Source organism: Burkholderia sp. BCC0044 (assembly GCF_902832955.1).
GTDB lineage: Bacteria > Pseudomonadota > Gammaproteobacteria > Burkholderiales > Burkholderiaceae > Burkholderia.
Window position 1 is genome coordinate 1,198,123 of sequence record NZ_CADFDO010000003.1, and the last position, 18,414, is coordinate 1,216,536.

Here is an 18,414-nt window from a genome sequence, read left to right on the forward strand (position 1 = left end):
GCGCGCTCCGTGTTCCGTGAGAAGGACGTTGCAAGCAGAGTCAGAGAGTTGAGCGGGCGGCGCATGCCGCCCGTCTTTTTATCCGCGCGATCCGCGAATGGCCGTCGCGCTTATCCCGCGAGCGAAGTAACCGCTCACCCGCGCCGCGCCACCAGTTCCGAAACCGTCTGCGCGGCCTGCTGCAGCGGCCCGAGAAACTCCTTCACCATCTGCTTCGCGGTATGCCGCTGCGCGTTGCCGCTGATGTTCATCGCGGCGATGATCTGCCCGCGCCGGTTGCGGATCGGCGCGGACAGCGACATCAGCCCCACTTCGAGTTCCTGGTCGACCACGGCCCAGCCCTGCTGGCGCGCCTGCGCGATCGCCGCCTTCAGCTCGCCGAGGTCGGTGATCGTGCGCGGCGTATGCGCGCGGATGCCGCTCTGCGCGAGCGTTTCGTCGAGCGCCGCGTCGTCGAGCGCGGACAGCAGCACGCGGCCCATCGACGTGCAGTACGCGGGCAGCCGGCTGCCGATCGACAGGTTGATCGTCATGATCTTGCGGGTCGGCACGCGCAGCACGTAGACGATCTCGGTGCGGTCGAGCACCGCGGCCGAGCAGCTTTCGTGGATCTGCTCGGACAACTGTTCCATCACCGGATCGGCGAGATTCCAGAACGGCATCGACGTCAGGTACGCGAAGCCGAGCTCGAGGATCTTCGGCGTGAGCCGGAACAGCCGGCCGTCGGCCTCGACGTAGCCGAGCGTCTGCAGCGTGAGCAGGATCCGGCGCGCGCCCGCGCGCGTGAGGCCGGTGGCCGACGCGACCTCGGTGAGCGTCTGCTCCGGGCGCTGCGCGTCGAACGCGCGGATCACCGCGAGGCCGCGCGCGAACGACTGCACATAGGAGTCGCCGGGTTTCTGGATGTCTTCGGTTGTCATGAACGGTTGGTTTGTCGTGCAGCCGAGAAGATAGCGCATGGGGCCTGACACGCCAACCGCCCGGCGGACCGCGCGCTTGACAGGTCGTCCCCGCACTCCCTATGATGCGTTGAACGTTCGATACACGATCTTATGTTCGTATATAGAACATTTAAGCGCATCCCGGCGGGCAATGCAAGGGGCGCGCCCTGTTCATTTCCCAGCCTTTCACGGGACCGGAGACACTGATGACCGAAGCTTTTCTGTGTGATGCGATCCGTACGCCGATCGGGCGTTACGGCGGTGCACTGTCCGGCGTGCGCGCCGACGATCTGGGCGCGGTGCCGCTCAAGGCGCTCGTCGAGCGCAACCGCGACGTCGACTGGACGGCGATCGACGACGTGATCTACGGCTGCGCGAACCAGGCCGGCGAGGACAACCGCAACGTCGCGCGCATGTCCGCGCTGCTCGCGGGCTTGCCGGAAGGCGTGCCGGGTTCGACGATCAACCGCCTGTGCGGTTCCGGAATGGACGCGGTCGGCGTGGCCGCGCGCGCGATCAAGTCGGGCGAAGCCGCGCTGATGGTCGCGGGCGGCGTCGAGAGCATGACGCGCGCGCCGTTCGTGATGGGCAAGGCCGCGAGCGCGTTCGCGCGCCAGGCCGACATCTACGATACGACGATCGGCTGGCGTTTCGTCAATCCGCTGATGAAACAGCTGCACGGTGTCGATTCGATGCCGGAAACCGCCGAGAACGTCGCGGTCGACTACAACATCAGCCGCGCGGATCAGGACCTGTTCGCGCTGCGCAGCCAGCAGAAGGCCGCGCGGGCGCAGCAGGACGGCACGCTCGCCGAAGAAATCGTGTCGGTCACGATTGCGCAGAAGAAGGGCGATCCGCTGGTCGTGTCGCGCGACGAACATCCGCGTGAAACGTCGCTCGAGACGCTCGCGAAGCTGAAGGGCGTCGTGCGCCCGGACGGCTCGGTCACGGCCGGCAACGCGTCGGGCGTGAACGACGGCGCCGCCGCGCTGCTGCTCGCGAACGAGGCCACCGCGAAGCGCTTCGGCCTGACGCCGCGCGCCCGCGTGCTCGGCATCGCGACGGCCGGCGTCGCGCCGCGCGTGATGGGGATCGGCCCGGCGCCCGCCACGCAGAAGCTGCTCGCGCGGCTCGGGATGACGATCGACCAGTTCGACGTGATCGAGCTGAACGAAGCGTTCGCATCGCAAGGTCTCGCGGTGCTGCGCATGCTCGGCGTCGCCGACGACGATCCGCGCGTGAACCCGAACGGCGGCGCGATCGCGCTCGGCCACCCGCTCGGCGCATCGGGTGCGCGGCTCGTGACGACCGCGATGTATCAGTTGCATCGCACGAACGGCCGCTTTGCGCTGTGCACGATGTGCATCGGCGTCGGCCAGGGCATCGCGATCGCGATCGAACGCGTCTGAGCGGCGTGATAGGGTGAAGCGGCCGGATACGCGCCGCTTTACCGCTGAGCTGTTTCCGCCACGAAGGGCGGCACGAGGTTGCTCGTGCCGCCCTTCGTCGTTAACCGGCCTGCGACAGTTGCCTGAGGCGCGCGTCGAGCGCGTCGATCTCGGTGTCCGCGAACACCTCGATGCCGTGCTCGCGCAACAGCGCGGCCGTGACGCCGGCGCCCGCGTGCCGCCGGCTCTCGAAACTTCCGTCGTAAATGAACGTGCTGCCGCACGACGGGCTGCCGTCCGCGAGGATCGCGAAGCGGCAGTCGTGTGCCTGTGCGACGGCCAGCGCGGTCCGCGCGCCGGAAACGAATGGGGCCGTCACGTCCGCGCCGTTCACGTCGACGATGCGTGCGTGCCCCGCCAGCACCTGCTGCCCCGATGCGCCGCCGGCGATTTCGGCAGGCGGGCGCGGCACGCCGAGGCCGCCCGCGAGTTCCGGGCAGACCGCGACGAGACGCCCTTCGCGCTGCCACCGTTCGAGCGCTTTGTGCGCGGCGCTCTTCGCCGAGCCGTTGTAACGGACCGGATGGCCGATCACGCACATGCTGACGAGGATCTTCGGCGTGGCGGGCGGTGGCGGGTCGTTCTTCAATGTCGCGCTCCGTGATGGCTGATGGCGTCTGATAGCGGCTGTGGCGGAGCGGAAAATTCTACGCGGCATCCGCGTGCCGGGCTGTCAGGCCGTCGGCCCTTCCAGGTGAATGTCCTCGGGCTCGAGCGCGTAAAGCTCGGGATCGGGCGCCGTGCTGACCGTGAAGCCGAGCCGCAGGTAGAAGTCGATCGTGCGCCGCGACGGCGTCGCCGACACGTACAGCCGCTCGGCGCCCATCGCGCGCGCCTGCGCGCGGGCCGCGCGGTAGAGCTGTTCGCCGAGCCCGCAGCCGCGCCAGTCGTGGCTCACGTGCAGGAACTTCAATTGCAGCATGTCGCGCCGTGGGCCGAGCGGCCGGCTGTCGACGATCGCCGCCGCGACGAGCCGCGCGCCGTCGAACCTGCCGAGAAACCAGCCGCCGCGGTCGTGGCAGTCGAGCAGGATCGGCGTGTAGTGGTCGGCTTCGCCGTCGGGCCAGCCGGCCACGTCGTAGAACTCGGGCACCAGATGCAGCGCGCCGTCGCGCAGCACGTACAGGTGTTCGATGATTTCGCGCCGGTCGATGGTCCATACGAGCGGTACGTCGTCGCGCGCAAGCGGGCGGGCCGACAGCGCGTCGCGTTCGGCGGCGGTGCGGCGCGTCATGCGGCGATCCGGTGCGCGGCGATGGCGATCATCAGCGGCAGGCGCGGCATGCCGTCGGGCGAGGCCGTCCGATGGCCGGCCGGTTCGCGTTGTTCCGGAAACCGCGTGGCGCCGCCACGACGGAAAAACGCGGCCTGACTGAGTTGATGGCGGTCATACACAGTCGTCACCGTAGTCGAGGACAGCCGATTCAGTTCATGCAATGCCTTTTTCATCGAATTCGGATTCGGGTGAAATGGAGCGGGATAGGCCAATCGTTTCGCCGCATGCAACGGCTGCCGGTATTGTCAATGCCATGTGGCGCTTCGTGACAGACAAATAAACGTGCGCGGTGATTATCGCCGGATTATTTGATCGAAATCATGGCAATGGCCGAATCGTCGGTTTTACGCGCACCAGGATTAAGGTTTCCCGGTGAATTGCCGACAGTAAGGACGAGAGTGTCGTAAAGCGATCTACCGTTTTTCGGCTACTGAGCGCGATTTCAGCGCGGCGCGGACGATAGATCCGCCTTTCGGAGCCTTGCATGCGCAACAACCAGCCCGTTACCCAACAGGAATTCGATTTTCCCGACGACGTCACGCTGATGTCGACAACCGATGCCGACAGCATCATCACCTACGCGAACACGACGTTCGCGCACGTAAGCGGCTTCTCGACCGAGGAGCTCGTCGGCCAGCCGCACAACGTGGTGCGTCACCCGGACATGCCGAAGGAGGCGTTCGCCGACATGTGGGCGACGCTGCGGCGCGGCGAGCCGTGGACCGCGCTCGTGAAGAACCGCCGCAAGAACGGCGATCACTACTGGGTGCGCGCGAACGCGATTCCGGTGATGCGCAACGGCGCGCCGCAGGGCTACATGTCGGTGCGCACGAAGGCGCCGCGCGACGAGAGCCAAGCCGCGGACGCGCTGTATCGCGCGTTTCGCGACGGCAACGCCGGCCAGCGCCGATTCCACAAGGGGCTCGTCATCCGCACCGGGCTGCTGCGGATCGCCTCGCTGCCGCAGACGATGTCGGTGCGTGCGCGCGTTCATGCGGCACTGTGCGTGCTCGCGCCGGCCGTCGTCGGTGCGGGGTGGACTTTCGGGCTGACCGGCGGCGGGCTCGCGGCGTTTGCCGGCGTGACGGTCGGCGTGGCGGCGGCGGCCGGCTGGTGGCTCGACGCGCAGATCGTGCGGCCGCTGAAGCGGCTGCACGAGCAGGCGCTGAACGTCGCGACCGGCGAGAGCCGGCGCGGCGTGCGGATGAACCGCGTCGACGAGATCGGCATGACGCTGCGCACGATCAACCAGCTCGGGCTGATGTTCCGCTGGCTCGTCGACGACGTCAGCGAGCAGGTGCACAACGTACAGCGCGCGAGCAACGAGATCGCGCAGGGCAACAGCGACCTGAGCGCGCGCACCGAACAGGCCGCGTCGAGCGTGCAGCAGACGGCCGCGTCGATGGCCGAGATGACGGCCACCGTATCGAGCAATGCGGAGACGGCGCTGCAGGCGAATCAGTTGTCGGTGTCCGCGAGCGATGCGGCCGAGCGCGGCGGGCAAGCGGTGAGCGAGGTCGTCACGACGATGAGCGAGATCACCGACAGCTCGCGCAGGATCGCGGACATCATCGGCGTGATCGACGGTATCGCGTTCCAGACCAACATCCTCGCGCTGAATGCGGCGGTCGAGGCGGCGCGCGCAGGCGAGCAAGGGCGCGGCTTCGCGGTGGTGGCCGGCGAAGTGCGCGCGCTCGCACAGCGCAGCGCGAACGCGGCGAAGGAGATCAAGACGCTGATCGGCGCGAGCGTCGAGCGCGTCGAATCGGGCGCACGGATCGTCGATGGGGCGGGCAAGACGATGGAGGACATCGTCACGCAGGTGAAGCGCGTGTCGGACCTCATCGCGGAGATCAGCTCGTCGACGGCCGAACAGAGCACGGGCGTCGCGCAGGTCGACCAGGCAGTCGTGCATCTGGACAACATCACGCAGCAGAACGCGGCGTTGGTCGAACAGAGCACGGCGGCGTCGGAAAGCCTGAAGCAGCAGGCGACGCGGCTGGTGGATGCGGTGAACGTGTTCAGGTGATGGGCGAAACGTGCGCGACGCGCGGCTTCGATCGATGCATGCCGGGTGTCGCGCGCGGCGCATATTCAGGTTTGCGGATTCAATCGAATGGCATCAAGCGGGAAATGTCTCCCGGCAATGCATTTTTGTTTTATCCATAAACAAAGTATTCGATAAAAACAAGATGATGCATTTTTAATGCATATTTACCCGAACACGGCATAATGTTTTCACCGAATTTGCCGAAAGCGCAGGAGCCGACTCACGCGCATGCGAATCGATCGCGATGCGCGGGGTCTCGAATCAATCGACGAGCGGACGCAAGATCCGTCACCCGGAGCCCCACACCATGCGCAACAACCAGCCTGTCACGCAACGCGAATTCGAATTTGCCGATGATGCGACGCTGATGTCGACGACCGACGCCGACAGCTATATCACGTACGCGAACGCGGCATTCATCCAGGTCAGCGGCTTTTCTCCCGAGGAGATCGAAGGCCAGCCGCACAACGTGGTGCGGCATCCGGACATGCCGAAGGAGGCGTTCGCCGACATGTGGGCGACGCTGCAGGGCGGCGAGCCGTGGACCGCGCTCGTGAAGAACCGCCGCAAGAACGGCGATCACTACTGGGTGCGCGCGAACGCGATTCCGGTGATGCGCAACGGGCAGCCGAAGGGCTACATGTCGGTGCGCACGAAGGCGACGCGCGACGAGATCGCGGCCGCCGAGGCGCTGTATCGCGATTTCCGCGAAGGCAAGGCCGGCAGCCGCCGGTTCCACAAGGGGTTGATCGTCCGCACGGGCATGATGCGGGTCGCGTCGCTGTTCCAGACGATGTCGGTGCGGGCCCGGTTGGTGTCGACGCTGTGCGTGCTGGCGCCGGCCGTCATCGGCGCCGGCTGGGCGGCCGGGTTGACCGGCGGCGCGCTCGCGGCGTTTGCCGGTGCGGCGGCCGGCGTGACGGCGGCGGCCGGGCTGTGGCTCGACGCGCAGATCGTGCGGCCGCTCCGGCAGTTGCGCGACGAGGCGTTGCGCGTGGCGACCGGCGAAAGCCGCAGCGGCGTGCGGATGAACCGTGTCGACGAGATCGGCATGACGCTGCGCACGATCAATCAGCTCGGGCTGATGTTCCGCTGGCTCGTCGACGACGTCAGCGAACAGGTGCTGAACGTGCAGCGCGCGAGCAACGAGATCGCGCAGGGCAACAGCGACCTGAGCGCGCGCACCGAACAGGCGTCGACGAGCGTGCAGCAGACGGCCGCGTCGATGGCCGAGATGACGGCGACCGTATCGAGCAATGCGGAAACGGCGCTGCAGGCGAACCAGTTGTCCGTTTCCGCGAGCGAGGCGGCCGGGCGCGGCGGGCAGGCGGTGAACGAAGTCGTCGCGACGATGAACGACATCACCGACAGCTCGCGCAAGATCGCCGACATCATCGGCGTGATCGACGGCATCGCGTTCCAGACCAACATCCTCGCGCTGAACGCGGCCGTCGAGGCCGCGCGCGCGGGCGATCAGGGGCGCGGCTTCGCGGTGGTGGCCGGCGAAGTGCGCGCGCTCGCGCAGCGCAGCGCGAACGCGGCGAAGGAGATCAAGACGCTGATCGGCGCGAGCGTCGAGCGGGTCGAGTCGGGCGCGCGGATCGTCGATGGCGCGGGCAAGACGATGGAAGATATCGTCACTCAGGTGAAGCGTGTATCGGATCTCATTGCGGAGATCAGCTCGTCGACGGCCGAACAGAGCACGGGCGTCGCGCAGGTCGACCAGGCGGTCGTGCACCTGGACAACATCACGCAGCAGAACGCGGCGCTCGTCGAACAGAGCACGGCGGCGTCGGAAAGCCTGAAGCAGCAGGCGACGCGGCTGGTCGAGGCGGTGAACGTGTTTCGCTGATCGCGGGAGCGGATGATGCGGAAGGCGGCCCGCATTGCGCGGGCCGACGTGAGGGGCTGCTACGTCATCGCACCTTGGGTACGGGATTCAGGTTTGGGCAACAGTGGTTGGGGCATCCCGGACTGACGTTCACTTCGACGCGTCGCCCGGATTGTTCGAACTCGTCCGGCTTGAAAATTTTCCCCGTCAACGCGCTTTTCTCGCCACGGATCGAATGCTGATCCAGAATGGCCATCACGCTTTCCGCTCGTTGCGTTGCGAGCTGTTGCGCATCGCGTTCGGTTTGTTCCGCCAGTCCGATCAACCATACCGTGTCAATGATCGGAAAGCGTTTGTGCATGTCGGTCGACCATGCCGACAGCCTTGACAGTTCGGTCGGAGAAATCACGCTCGAATCGGCATCGAAAACAATATCGATGTAATGGGCGGGCATGTTCGACGCGCCGTCACAGGCGAACGTCGCATGTGCACAGCTCAATGTGAGCAAGACGGTGGTCAGGAATTTAGTCGCCATCGACAACATACCCGGCGATGCTCTCGGCATTGTGGATTGCCAAGTCAGGATTTGACCGGCCCCAAGGCGCAAGAAATGGCGTGATCGTATATTGATCGTCCGTCGAAGACATGGTGTCGTGGAAGTGAGTTGCTTCATGGATGATAGTAGATACGTGAGAATCAGCACCATCGGTCCACGGGCGCATCGTGCAGAATCGCGCACTGATGGCGATGGTATGTGTCGCCGTGTCCGGTGCGCATACGTGTGCGGCTTCGTCAGCCGTTCCGCGCGGATGAGGCGTGCAACCCGTCGCCAAATCACCAGCGCTGCCGCTTCGAACGACATTGTTTTCGTTGAACGCTCGAACTACGTCGAGCACTCTCGTTAAGCCGGTGAGCAGGCGCATACGCGTTCGTTCGTCGTTGCAACCGAACCACTTGAACACGCGATCTTTTTCGGTTTTCGACCATTTTTGCAGAGCGGCGATGCGCGCGCCTAGCTTCTCGACGGCTTTAGCTTGTGCCTTTGCGAATACGGCACGGAATTCCGAGTTGGTCATGTTTTCGCAGATAGGTCGTAAGTCGACATCCGCGAATGTCTGCGATCCCGCGATGGTGTTTGTCGTCGTCTCGGCGACGGTAGTTTGGTTTCCCATCGTTTCAGTCCTCGATTACAAGCTTCAATGTCTGCGCTCGTTCGGTCCGCACTCGCACGGTACAGCCGCGCCGATCACTAACGCCGGATGCCAGCACGTTCCCAGATCGATCCTTGATCCAGTAGCGCACGTTGCTTAACGGCTGCTTCGTCCTCACGTCGCGGATCACGAATTGATCGTTATGAATGTCCGATGCCGGTGCGTATGGTGTAGGTGTGAATGCCGAGTATCTGGCGAAAGGGTTCGCTGAACCGGGGCTACCGCCCCCAATGAAAAACGTGCAGTCGTTGCCCGCGACTAAAAGGTTTTGCCCGCATGGACACAGCACTGCATCGCCTTCGACGGCTACCGCACGTCCTCTACCGACAACGGATACGGCGCTTCCTGCTATCGGAAACTTGCCCTCGCAATTTCCACATGTCGCTTTGTCGCCGTCCAAGGCAATGTGCTTGTTGTTCACGAATATGCTTGCAGTGCCCGCGATGACGATTCCGCCTGTCGTCGTTGGGTCGCCGTTTCTGATCGCTCGTCGGCTCATGGCTACGTCCTCAATTGAAGTTGGCAATGTTCCATTCCCGACCCGGGGTCATGGATCGCATATGCGGTTACCGGCCCGCGAGCGTTCTCGACCTGCCGGATCGATGTGCGAAGAAAGCAAGAGCTGGCGGCGTGTTCTTCTTCCATGGATTGGGATATCGTGTGTATGGGTGAGCCATGAACAGTGGCCGGTAAGATTTTCTCCGTCTATAGAACGAGTACGATTTTTAGTTCGAAGTGCGACGTAAGTTGATGCTATGAAGCGATCGTCGAGGCTGGGGAGAAGGGAGGTCGAGCAGGGCGCGGCAGCGTCGGTTACGCCTGGGGCAGCAGGCGACGCGGCTCGTGGATACGGTGAGCGTGTTTCGGTGAGTACGTAAAGAGATGACCCGGGCGCGGCGGAGATGCGCTCGTCCGTACGCCATGCTGGCCTTGCGTACGTTGGGTCGTCAGGTAAGGTTTTCATGCGCGAGCAAACCTGATCGAGGCGGAGCGCTCAATCTAGTGGCTTGCAGCGAAACGGGAAATGAGACTTGAACGAAATACGTGCGCGATATGAGATATCGACGAATACCGCGTCGAATCGCGTGCACAGAGGGGGGAGGCATCGCGCGTATCAAGGTGACGCGGGCGCGACGGAGAGGGGAGCCGGCCCGCGTCGGGCCGCCCGGTTCCGGCCGGGCGGCCAGGGCCTGTCGCCGAGGCGGCAGGCCCCGAACCGTCAGACGGCCAGGCAGAGGTACTTGATCACGACGTAGTCGTCGATGCCGTAGTGCGAGCCTTCGCGGCCGAGGCCCGACTGCTTGACGCCGCCGAACGGCGCGACTTCGTTCGAGATCAGGCCCGTGTTCACGCCGACCATCCCGTACTCGAGCGCTTCGGCCACTTTCCACACGCGGCCGATGTCGCGGCTGTAGAAGTACGCGGCGAGGCCGAACTCGGTGTCGTTCGCGAGGCGGATCACCTCGTCGTCGCTGCCGAACTTGAACAGCGGCGCGAGCGGCCCGAACGTCTCTTCCTTCGCGACCTTCATCGCCGGCGTCACGCCCGTCAGCACGGTCGGCTCGAAGAAGCCGTGGCCGAGCGCGTGGCGCTTGCCGCCCGTCACGACGGTCGCGCCCTTCGCGAGCGCGTCCTCGATGTGCGCCTCGACCTTCAGCACCGCTGCTTCGTTGATCAGCGGGCCCTGCGTGACGCCCGGCTCCGTGCCGCGGCCGACCTTCAGCTCGCCGACGGCCGCCGCGAGTTTCTGCGCGAACTGGTCGTACACGGCTTCGTGCACATAGAAACGGTTCGTGCACACGCACGTCTGGCCGCTGTTGCGGTACTTCGACGCGATCGCGCCCTGCACGGCCGCATCGAGATCGGCGTCGTCGAACACGATGAACGGCGCGTTGCCGCCGAGCTCCAGCGACACCTTCTTGACCGTCGCCGCGCATTGCGACATCAGCAGGCGGCCGACCGGCGTCGAGCCGGTGAACGACAGCTTGCGCACGATCGGGTTCGACGTCAGTTCGCCGCCGATCGCCTTCGGGTCGCCCGTGACGACGCTGAACACGCCGGCCGGCACGCCCGCGCGCTCGGCCAGCACGGCCATCGCGAGCGCCGAGAACGGCGTCGCTTCGGCCGGCTTCACGACGATCGGGCAGCCTGCCGCGAGCGCCGGGCCGACCTTGCGGGTGATCATCGCCGCCGGGAAGTTCCACGGCGTGATCGCCGCGCACACGCCGATCGCTTCCTTCGTCACGACGATGCGCTTGTCGCTCGCCGGCGTCGGGATCGTGTCGCCGTACACGCGCTTGCCTTCTTCCGCGAACCATTCGAGGAACGATGCCGCGTAGCCGATCTCGCCCTTCGCTTCGGCCAGCGACTTGCCTTGCTCGGTCGTCAGGATCAGCGCGAGGTCGTCGGCGTTCTCCATCATCAGGTCGTGCCACTTGCGCAGGATGACCGCGCGTTCCTTCGCGGTCTTCTTGCGCCACGCCGGCCATGCGGCGTTCGCGGCTTCGATCGCGTGACGCGTCTCGGCCGTGCCCATCGCCGGCACGGTGCCGAGCAGGCCGCCGGTGGCCGGGTTGCGGACGTCGAACGACTCGCCGTTCGCCGCGCCTTGCCATTCGCCGTTGACGTACGCCTGCTGGCGGAACAGTGACGGATCTTTCAGTGCCAGGGTTTCCTGAACAGTGCTCATATGAATCGCCTGCTTTGAAAAGGACGGAAGAAAACGGCCGCCGCCGTCTTCACGACGGCGGCGGCGCATTCAGTGGAAGGGGACGGGAACTCAGGCCGGCACGCCGACCGTTTCCTTCAGCACTTCCTCGAGGATCACGAGCGCTTCGTCGAACACGGCTTGCGGGATCGTCAGCGGGAACAGGAAGCGCACGACGTTCGAGTACACGCCGCACACGAGCAGCAGCAGGCCGCGCTCGAGCGCACGCGTCTGCACGCGCTTCGTGAATTCGGCATCCGGCTCGCCCGAACCCGGCTTCAGGAATTCGACCGCGATCATCGCGCCCGGGCCGCGCACGTCGGCGATCTGCGGCACGTCGGCCTGCAGCGCATTCAGCTTCGCCTTCAGCACGTCGCCGAGTTGCGTCGCACGCTCGCACAGCTTCTCTTCGTCGATGATCTCGAGCACCGCGTGCGCCGAGGCGACCGCCAGCGGGTTGCCCGCGTAGGTGCCGCCGAGGCCGCCGGGCGCGGCCGCGTCCATCACGTCCGCCCGGCCGACGACGCCCGACAGCGGCATGCCGCCCGCGAGGCTCTTCGCCATCGTGATCAGGTCGGCCAGCACGTCGTAGTGCTGCATCGCGAACAGCTTGCCGGTACGCGCGAAGCCCGTCTGCACTTCGTCGGCGATCAGCAGGATGCCGTGTTCGTTACAGATCTTGCGCAGCGCGCGCACGAATTCGGCCGGCGCCGCGTAGAAACCGCCTTCGCCCTGGACCGGTTCGAAGATGATCGCGGCGACGCGCTTCGGATCGATGTCGGCCTTGAACAGCATCTCGATCGCCTTGATCGAGTCGGCCGTCGTCACGCCGTGCACGGCGTTCGGGTACGGCGCGTGGAACACGTCGCCCGGGAACGGGCCGAAGTTCAGCTTGTACGGCGCGACCTTGCCGGTCAGCGCCATGCCCATCATCGTGCGGCCGTGGAAGCCGCCCGAGAACGCGATCACGCCCGGACGGCCGGTGGCCGCGCGCGCGATCTTGACCGCGTTCTCGACGGCTTCGGCGCCGGTCGTGAAGAACGCGGTCTTCTTCGGGAAGTCGCCCGGCGCGCGTTCGTTGATCTTTTCCGCCAGCTCGACGTACGACGCGTACGGGACGATCTGGTAAGCGGTGTGCGTGAAGTTGTTCAGCTGATCCGCGATCGCCTTTACGATCTTCGGGTGACGGTGGCCCGTGTTCAGCACCGCGATGCCGGCGGCGAAATCGATGAAGCGGCGGCCTTCGACGTCCCACAGTTCCGCGTTCTCGGCGCGGGCTGCGTAGAAATCGCACATCACGCCGACGCCGCGCGGGGTGGCGGCGTTCTTGCGGGCCTGCAGGTCGGCATTCTTCACGGTCATCTCCTTGACGTTCTTTCCGGTGAGTAGAAATCGGGCGCGTTGGCAGCCCATGGAGGCGACTATAATCACATTTGGCTCTGGCAATCAGAGCCATTTCAATAAATATTCAGGAGCCAATCATGCGCGCGAGCGTGTTGTCGGACTGGCTGGCGCAGCGTCTCGTGCGCGGCGGCGAACAGCCGATCTACCGGCAGCTTCACCGGCTGCTGCAACAGGCGATCCTGTCGCGCGAGCTGCCGGCCGGCACGCGCGTGCCGTCGTCGCGGCTGCTGGCCGCCGAGCTCGGGATCGCGCGCAACACGGTCACGCAGGTTTACGAACAGCTTGCGCTCGAAGGCTATGTGAATTCGGCGACGGGGCGCGGCACGTTCGTCGCCGACAGCGCGCCGGACGAGATCGTCGGCGCACCGCCCGACGCGGGCGCAGGCCCGGCTGTCGTGACGCCGTCCGCGCGGCGGCTGTCCGCGCGCGGCACGCGGCTCGTCGAAGGGGCCGGCGTGTCGAAGCGCCAGGGCGGCGCGTTCATGCCGGGCGTGCCCGATGTGTCGCGCTTTCCGGCGCGCGTGTGGACGCGGCTGCACAACAAGTACTGGCGGCGCCTGCGCCCGGACCTGCTGACCTATGCGCCCGGCGGCGGGCTCGCGCTGCTGCGCGAGGCGCTGGCCGACTACCTGCGCACGTCGCGCTCGGTGCGCTGCACGCCCGAGCAGATCGTGATCACGACCGGCATCCACCAGTCGATCGACCTCGCGGTGCGGCTGCTGACCGATCCCGGCGACGCGATCTGGACCGAGGATCCGTGTTATTGGGGCGTGCGCAGCGTGCTCAACGTGTCGGGGCTGACCACGCGGCCGATTCCGGTCGACGACGAAGGCATTGCGCCGTCGGCCGCCGATCTCGCCGAGCCGCCGAAGCTGATGCTCGTCACGCCGTCGCACCAGTATCCGCTCGGGATGGTGATGAGCCTCGCGCGGCGGCGGATGCTGCTCGAATATGCGCGCCAGCACGGCTGCTGGATCATCGAGGACGACTACGACAGCGAATTCCGCTACGGCAGCCGGCCGCTCGCGTCGCTGCAGGGGCTCGACACGGCCGGGCAGGTGATCTACGTCGGCAGTTTCGGCAAGACGCTGTTCCCGGGGCTGCGGGTCGGCTACCTCGTCGCGCCGGAGCCGCTCGCGGAAAGCTTCGCGACCGCGAGCGCCGAGCTGTATCGCGAAGGGCAGCTGCTTCAGCAGGCCGTACTCGCCGAATTCATCGCGGAAGGGCATTTCGTATCGCATATCCGCAAGATGCGCACGCTGTACGGGCAACGCCGCGAGGTGCTGCTCGACGCGGTCGCGCGCCGCTATGGCGACACGCTGCACGCGCTCGGTAGCGATGCGGGGCTGCACCTCGTCACGCAGTTGCCGGCGGGCGTCGACGATCGCGCGGTCGCGCAGGCCGCGCTGGAGCGCAACATCGTCGTGCGGCCGCTGTCCGGTTACTACGCGGATCGCACGCGCGCCGCATCGGGCCTGCTGCTCGGCTATGCGTGCGTGCCGGAAGACGAGATCGGGACGGCGTTCGCGACGCTCGCCGAGGCGATCGACGAGCGGGCGTTCGGCGGGGCCGTAGCGCTGGCTTGACGGGTGAACCCGGCAATATCGACTCGTTGCGATTCCGTCAAGGACGGTCGATGCGCTCCGCAACGTGGAGCGCCTGGCGGGCGCACTCGCGCGGAATTGTCGATAATGGAACGTTGTTATTCACCGGATGCCGACGATGACCGAAGCCACCCTCACCCCGCCCGCCGTTCCGCGCCTCACGAGCCTGTCGCACGGGGGCGGCTGCGGCTGCAAGATCGCGCCGGGCGTGCTGTCCGAGCTGCTCAAGCGCGCGACGCCGCCCGCGCTGTTCCCCGATCTGCTGGTCGGCACCGAGACGTCCGACGACGCGGCCGTCTACCGGCTCAACGACGAGCAGGCGATCGTCGCCACCACTGATTTCTTCATGCCGATCGTCGACGATCCGTTCGACTTCGGCCGCATCGCGGCCACCAACGCGCTGTCCGACGTCTATGCGATGGGCGGCAAGCCGATCCTCGCGCTCGCGCTGGTCGGCATGCCGATCAACGTGCTGCCGCACGAGACGATCGCGGCCGTGCTGCGCGGCGGCGAATCGGTGTGCGCGGAGGCCGGCATTCCGGTCGCGGGCGGTCATTCGATCGATTCGGTCGAGCCGATCTACGGGCTCGCGGCGATCGGCGTCGTGCATCCGTCGCGCGTGAAGCGCAACGCGGCGGCGCGCGCGGGCGACGTGCTCGTGCTCGGCAAGCCGCTCGGCGTCGGCGTGCTGTCGGCCGCGCTGAAGAAGAATCAGCTCGATGCCGACGGTTACGCGCAGATGGTCGCGACCACCACCAAGCTGAACCGGCCGGGCGCCGAACTCGCCGCGCTGCCGGGCGTGCATGCGCTGACCGACGTCACGGGCTTCGGGCTGCTCGGCCATACGCTCGAACTGGCGCGCGGCGCACAGCTTACCGCGCGCGTGCACTACGCGTCGCTGCCGTGGCTCGCCGGCGTCGAGACGTTCGTTGCCGATGGCGTGTTCACCGGCGCGTCGGGCCGCAACTGGGCCGCGTACGGCACCGATGTACGGCTCGCGGACGGGCTGCCGCCCGTCGCGCAGGCGCTGCTGACCGATCCGCAGACGTCGGGCGGGCTGCTGGTCGCCTGCGCGCCCGAAGCCGTCGATGACGTGCTCGCGTGCTTCCGCGCCGACGGTTTCGACCGCGCGGCCGTGATCGGCGAGATGGTGGACGGGCCGTCGCGCGTCGACGTCGCCTGACGCGTTTTTTCTCACGCTGAAGCGCCGTCGGTCGATAGAATCGATGCCTTCCGTTGAAGGCATCGACGACCGATGAACGACTTCCTGTTCGGGCTGATGATCGCGCTGTCGGTCGGGCCCGTCGCGCTGATGATCGCGAACTACGGCATGCGCGCCGGCACCGCGACCGGCGTGCGCGCGGCGATCGGCGTGGCCGCTGCAGACGGCTGCTATGCAGTCGTCGCGTTCACGATCGGCGCGATGCTCGCGAGCACGCTGGCGTCGCATCTGTCGCTGTTCCGCATCGTTGGTGCGCTCGTGCTGCTCGCGATGGGCGCACGGATGCTGTGGCAGGCGCTGCGTGACCGGCGCCGGACCCTCGACGGCGACGTACCGACGCCGCCGGGCGATCGCCCGTTCATCTCAATGTTCTTCGTCACGCTCGCGAACCCGCTGACCATCCTGCTGTTCTACGGCTATGCGACCGCTGCCGCCGGTGCGCACCGGCACTGGCTGCTCGGCGCCGCGTGCGTGTTCGCGGGCAGTCTCGCGGGGCAGCTCGTGTTCGCGTTCGGCGGCAGCGCGATCGGGCGCTTCGTGAAATCGCCGGGGTGGCTCGCGGCGAGCCATGTGGTCGCCGCACTCGTCGTGCTCGGTTATGGCGTCGCGGGGCTGATGCGCGTGTAGCACGGTGAGAAGCGGCCGACGTCGCACGTGGCGGCGCACCCAATAGCATTCCTGATGTTTGCAGGGCCGCGACGAACGCGCGATTTTCGATCACGCAACACGCATCCGTTCGCACGAAACACCGCCGGCCGTTTCGTAGTCGGGTTCCGCACCGCGCACGCCCGTTCTATACTCGTCGCGCAGTCTCCGACAGCCGTTCTCACCCAACATCATCGAAACAAGGAACGCCGATGCTGACTCGCTCCATCCTTTCCGCTGCTGCATTCTCGCTTGCCGCCTGTGCGACCGCGCCGTCGATCGCGCAGGACAACCAGGGCAACGATGCAGGCAACGCAGCATTCGCCGAGACCGGCTCGCATGGGCGCCCGGTCAAGGTCATGATCATCACGATGTTCGGCCCGGAGGGCCAGGCATGGCTTGACCGGCTCGGCCCGTGGCGCGACATTACCGTGCCCGGCCTGTCGCCCGACTATCCGGCCGTCCACTGCAACAAGCAGGACGTGTGCGTGGTCACGACCGGCATGGGTTATGCGAACGCGTCGGCGACGATCATGGCGCTCACGTTCTCGCAGCGCTTCGATCTGCGCCGCACGTATTTCCTGGTCTCGGGCATCGCGGGCGTCGACCCGGCACAGGGCACGGTCGGATCGGCCGCGTGGTCGAAATACCTCGTCGATTTCAGCCTGCAGTGGGAGCTCGATGCGCGCGAGATTCCGGCCGGGTGGAACACCGGCTATCTCGGCATCAACACGAAGAGCCCGAACGACAAGCCGCCGCTCGACTATCGCACCGAAGTGTTCCAGCTCAACCCGCAGCTGACCGATGCCGCGTATGCGCTGTCGCGCAACGTCGTGCTCGCCGACAGCGCACAGGCGCAAGCCGCGCGCGCGAAATTCACGTATGCGCCGGCGAACCGGCCGCCGACGGTGATCCAGTGCGACACGTCGTCGGGCAACACGTGGTTCTCGGGCACGCTGATCGGCGAGCGCGCGCGCCAGTGGACCAAGATCCTGACGGACGGCACGGGCACCTACTGCATGACCGCGCAGGAAGACAACGCGACGTTCGAAGCGCTCAAGCGCGCGGCGAGCGTGAAGCGGGTCGACCTGTCGCGCGTGGCCGTGCTGCGCACGGGGTCCGATTTCGACCGGCCGTACGCGGGGCAGACGAGCGCCGACAACCTGCTGAACTACGCGGACCAGGGCGGCTTCGCGCCGGCGACCGAAAACCTGTACCGCGCGGGCAATCCGCTGGTGCAGGACATCGTCACGCACTGGGGCGAATGGCGTGATGGGGTGCCGCGTCGCTGACCACCGCAGGACGGCATCAGCGACGCGTCGACGCGAGCCTTAATGCGATTGCTGCCCGGAACGGAACGGCGTCCACACCGGCGTGGTGTCGTCCCAGTGATCGAGCGGCGAAGGAAGTTGATCGTTCATCATGTGCTCCTGCAACTCACTGACTCAGCGAGTCGTCGACAAGGTCGTTTGAGACGCCGCGCGCGGGCCGACCCGCTGCGCGGCGTCGCGCGTTTACCGGCCCCCGCCGGCGAGCTGATTGCCTTCCGGCATCGGGCGATACGGACCTTGGGCGAGTTCGAGCCCTTGCGGATACGAAGTGGCCTTGCGCAGGTATGCGAGCGTGCCGTCCTTGCGTGCCTGTTCGACTTCCGCGCTTACTTCGGCACGCGTCCGCGGGCCGTTGTGTTGCGCGTACCACGACGTGTTGGCGTAGTCGCCGGCGTGCGGGGTGCCCGAATCGGCAAAAGCCGGGGCGGACACGGCGAGAGCGAGAGCAAGGGCCGAGAGACGATGGCGGCGGTTCATGGCGTAACTCCTAGAGATGTCGGAGCTGGCGCCTGAGCGTTGGCTCCGGTCCCGCCAGGCGGGATCTGTCCGATGCGCAACGAGGTGCGCGACAGGGTTTACTCTAGGTGTCCGTTCCGTCGCGATAAATGCGGCAGACGCGAATTGAATTGTCGCTGTACAGGAACAATTGGAATCCGCACGCGCAGTGAGGACATGCGCATAGCCTTGCCCGGCGGCGCCGACAGCGGGATACGGCAGGTCGGACGGAGCGCGCCGCGACGATCG

General features: G+C 66.4%; 17 protein-coding genes. 7 read left to right on the top strand and 10 right to left on the bottom strand.

The features are described 5' to 3' along the window. Window positions 1–134: 134 nt before the first annotated feature. On the bottom strand, window positions 135–920 hold the full coding sequence (locus HWX14_RS22400; RefSeq protein ID WP_164725520.1) for an IclR family transcriptional regulator: 786 nt from the start codon (window positions 918–920) through the stop codon (window positions 135–137). A gap of 227 nt (window positions 921–1,147) precedes the next feature. On the opposite strand from HWX14_RS22400, the gene pcaF reads away from it, so the two are divergent. Continuing rightward, a complete protein-coding gene (gene pcaF / locus HWX14_RS22405) occupies window positions 1,148–2,350 on the top strand; it encodes a 3-oxoadipyl-CoA thiolase (RefSeq protein WP_175884534.1) in 1,203 nt (400 codons plus the stop codon). A gap of 100 nt (window positions 2,351–2,450) precedes the next feature. On the opposite strand, the gene HWX14_RS22410 is transcribed toward pcaF, so the two are convergent. The 3 genes from HWX14_RS22410 to HWX14_RS22420 form a co-directional block, all read right to left on the bottom strand. Continuing rightward, window positions 2,451–2,978, bottom strand: a complete 528-nt coding sequence (locus HWX14_RS22410; RefSeq protein ID WP_175884535.1) for a DUF523 domain-containing protein — start codon at window positions 2,976–2,978, stop codon at window positions 2,451–2,453. An 84-nt stretch (window positions 2,979–3,062) separates the two neighbouring features. Continuing rightward, window positions 3,063–3,623, bottom strand: coding sequence for a GNAT family N-acetyltransferase (locus HWX14_RS22415; protein ID WP_175884536.1), 561 nt, complete (start codon window positions 3,621–3,623; stop codon window positions 3,063–3,065). Then, complete coding sequence (locus HWX14_RS22420; protein ID WP_175884537.1) at window positions 3,620–3,877, bottom strand: hypothetical protein; 258 nt, start codon at window positions 3,875–3,877, stop codon at window positions 3,620–3,622. Before HWX14_RS22420 ends, HWX14_RS22415 begins: the two co-directional genes overlap by 4 nt. A 272-nt stretch (window positions 3,878–4,149) precedes the next feature. Here HWX14_RS22420 and HWX14_RS22425 point away from each other — a divergent pair, with 272 nt between their 5' ends. Together HWX14_RS22425 and HWX14_RS22430 are read left to right on the top strand one after the other, a co-directional pair. Continuing rightward, window positions 4,150–5,694 (top strand): PAS domain-containing methyl-accepting chemotaxis protein, encoded by a 1,545-nt coding sequence (locus tag HWX14_RS22425; RefSeq protein WP_175884538.1) that lies wholly within the window; start codon window positions 4,150–4,152, stop codon window positions 5,692–5,694. A gap of 328 nt (window positions 5,695–6,022) precedes the next feature. Next, window positions 6,023–7,567 carry a PAS domain-containing methyl-accepting chemotaxis protein gene (locus HWX14_RS22430; RefSeq protein ID WP_175884539.1) on the top strand — a complete coding sequence of 515 codons (1,545 nt, stop codon included), beginning with the start codon at window positions 6,023–6,025 and terminating at the stop codon, window positions 7,565–7,567. A 64-nt stretch (window positions 7,568–7,631) separates the two neighbouring features. On the opposite strand, the gene HWX14_RS22435 is transcribed toward HWX14_RS22430, so the two are convergent. From HWX14_RS22435 to HWX14_RS22455, 5 genes are all read right to left on the bottom strand, one after another. Then, window positions 7,632–8,081 carry a hypothetical protein gene (locus HWX14_RS22435; protein WP_175884540.1) on the bottom strand — a complete coding sequence of 150 codons (450 nt, stop codon included), beginning with the start codon at window positions 8,079–8,081 and terminating at the stop codon, window positions 7,632–7,634. Then, the gene (locus HWX14_RS22440; protein ID WP_175884541.1) at window positions 8,071–8,718 is read right to left on the bottom strand and encodes a M35 family metallo-endopeptidase; all 648 of its coding nucleotides are present in this window, start codon (window positions 8,716–8,718) and stop codon (window positions 8,071–8,073) included. The genes HWX14_RS22435 and HWX14_RS22440 overlap by 11 nt, the downstream gene beginning before the upstream one ends. A gap of 4 nt (window positions 8,719–8,722) precedes the next feature. Next, the gene (locus HWX14_RS22445; protein ID WP_175884542.1) at window positions 8,723–9,256 is read right to left on the bottom strand and encodes a PAAR domain-containing protein; all 534 of its coding nucleotides are present in this window, start codon (window positions 9,254–9,256) and stop codon (window positions 8,723–8,725) included. 720 nt (window positions 9,257–9,976) lie between these two features. Next, window positions 9,977–11,446, bottom strand: coding sequence for an NADP-dependent succinate-semialdehyde dehydrogenase (gabD, locus tag HWX14_RS22450; RefSeq protein ID WP_175884543.1), 1,470 nt, complete (start codon window positions 11,444–11,446; stop codon window positions 9,977–9,979). Between the two features lie 90 nt (window positions 11,447–11,536). Beyond that, entirely contained in the window at window positions 11,537–12,820 is a 1,284-nt protein-coding gene (locus tag HWX14_RS22455; RefSeq protein WP_175884544.1) for a 4-aminobutyrate--2-oxoglutarate transaminase, read from the bottom strand. A 125-nt stretch (window positions 12,821–12,945) separates the two neighbouring features. Here HWX14_RS22455 and HWX14_RS22460 point away from each other — a divergent pair, with 125 nt between their 5' ends. From HWX14_RS22460 to HWX14_RS22475, 4 genes are all read left to right on the top strand, one after another. Beyond that, on the top strand, window positions 12,946–14,454 hold the full coding sequence (locus tag HWX14_RS22460) for a PLP-dependent aminotransferase family protein (RefSeq protein WP_175884545.1): 1,509 nt from the start codon (window positions 12,946–12,948) through the stop codon (window positions 14,452–14,454). A gap of 136 nt (window positions 14,455–14,590) precedes the next feature. After that, window positions 14,591–15,655: a selenide, water dikinase SelD gene (selD, locus tag HWX14_RS22465; protein ID WP_175884546.1), complete on the top strand. Its 1,065-nt coding sequence runs from the start codon at window positions 14,591–14,593 to the stop codon at window positions 15,653–15,655. 72 nt (window positions 15,656–15,727) lie between these two features. Continuing rightward, the gene (locus tag HWX14_RS22470; protein WP_175884547.1) at window positions 15,728–16,321 is read left to right on the top strand and encodes a LysE family transporter; all 594 of its coding nucleotides are present in this window, start codon (window positions 15,728–15,730) and stop codon (window positions 16,319–16,321) included. A 230-nt stretch (window positions 16,322–16,551) separates the two neighbouring features. Continuing rightward, window positions 16,552–17,631, top strand: a complete 1,080-nt coding sequence (locus HWX14_RS22475) for a purine nucleoside permease (protein ID WP_175884548.1) — start codon at window positions 16,552–16,554, stop codon at window positions 17,629–17,631. 222 nt (window positions 17,632–17,853) lie between these two features. On the opposite strand, the gene HWX14_RS22480 is transcribed toward HWX14_RS22475, so the two are convergent. Then, a complete protein-coding gene (locus tag HWX14_RS22480; protein ID WP_175884549.1) occupies window positions 17,854–18,147 on the bottom strand; it encodes a DUF4148 domain-containing protein in 294 nt (97 codons plus the stop codon). Window positions 18,148–18,414: the final 267 nt, after the last annotated feature.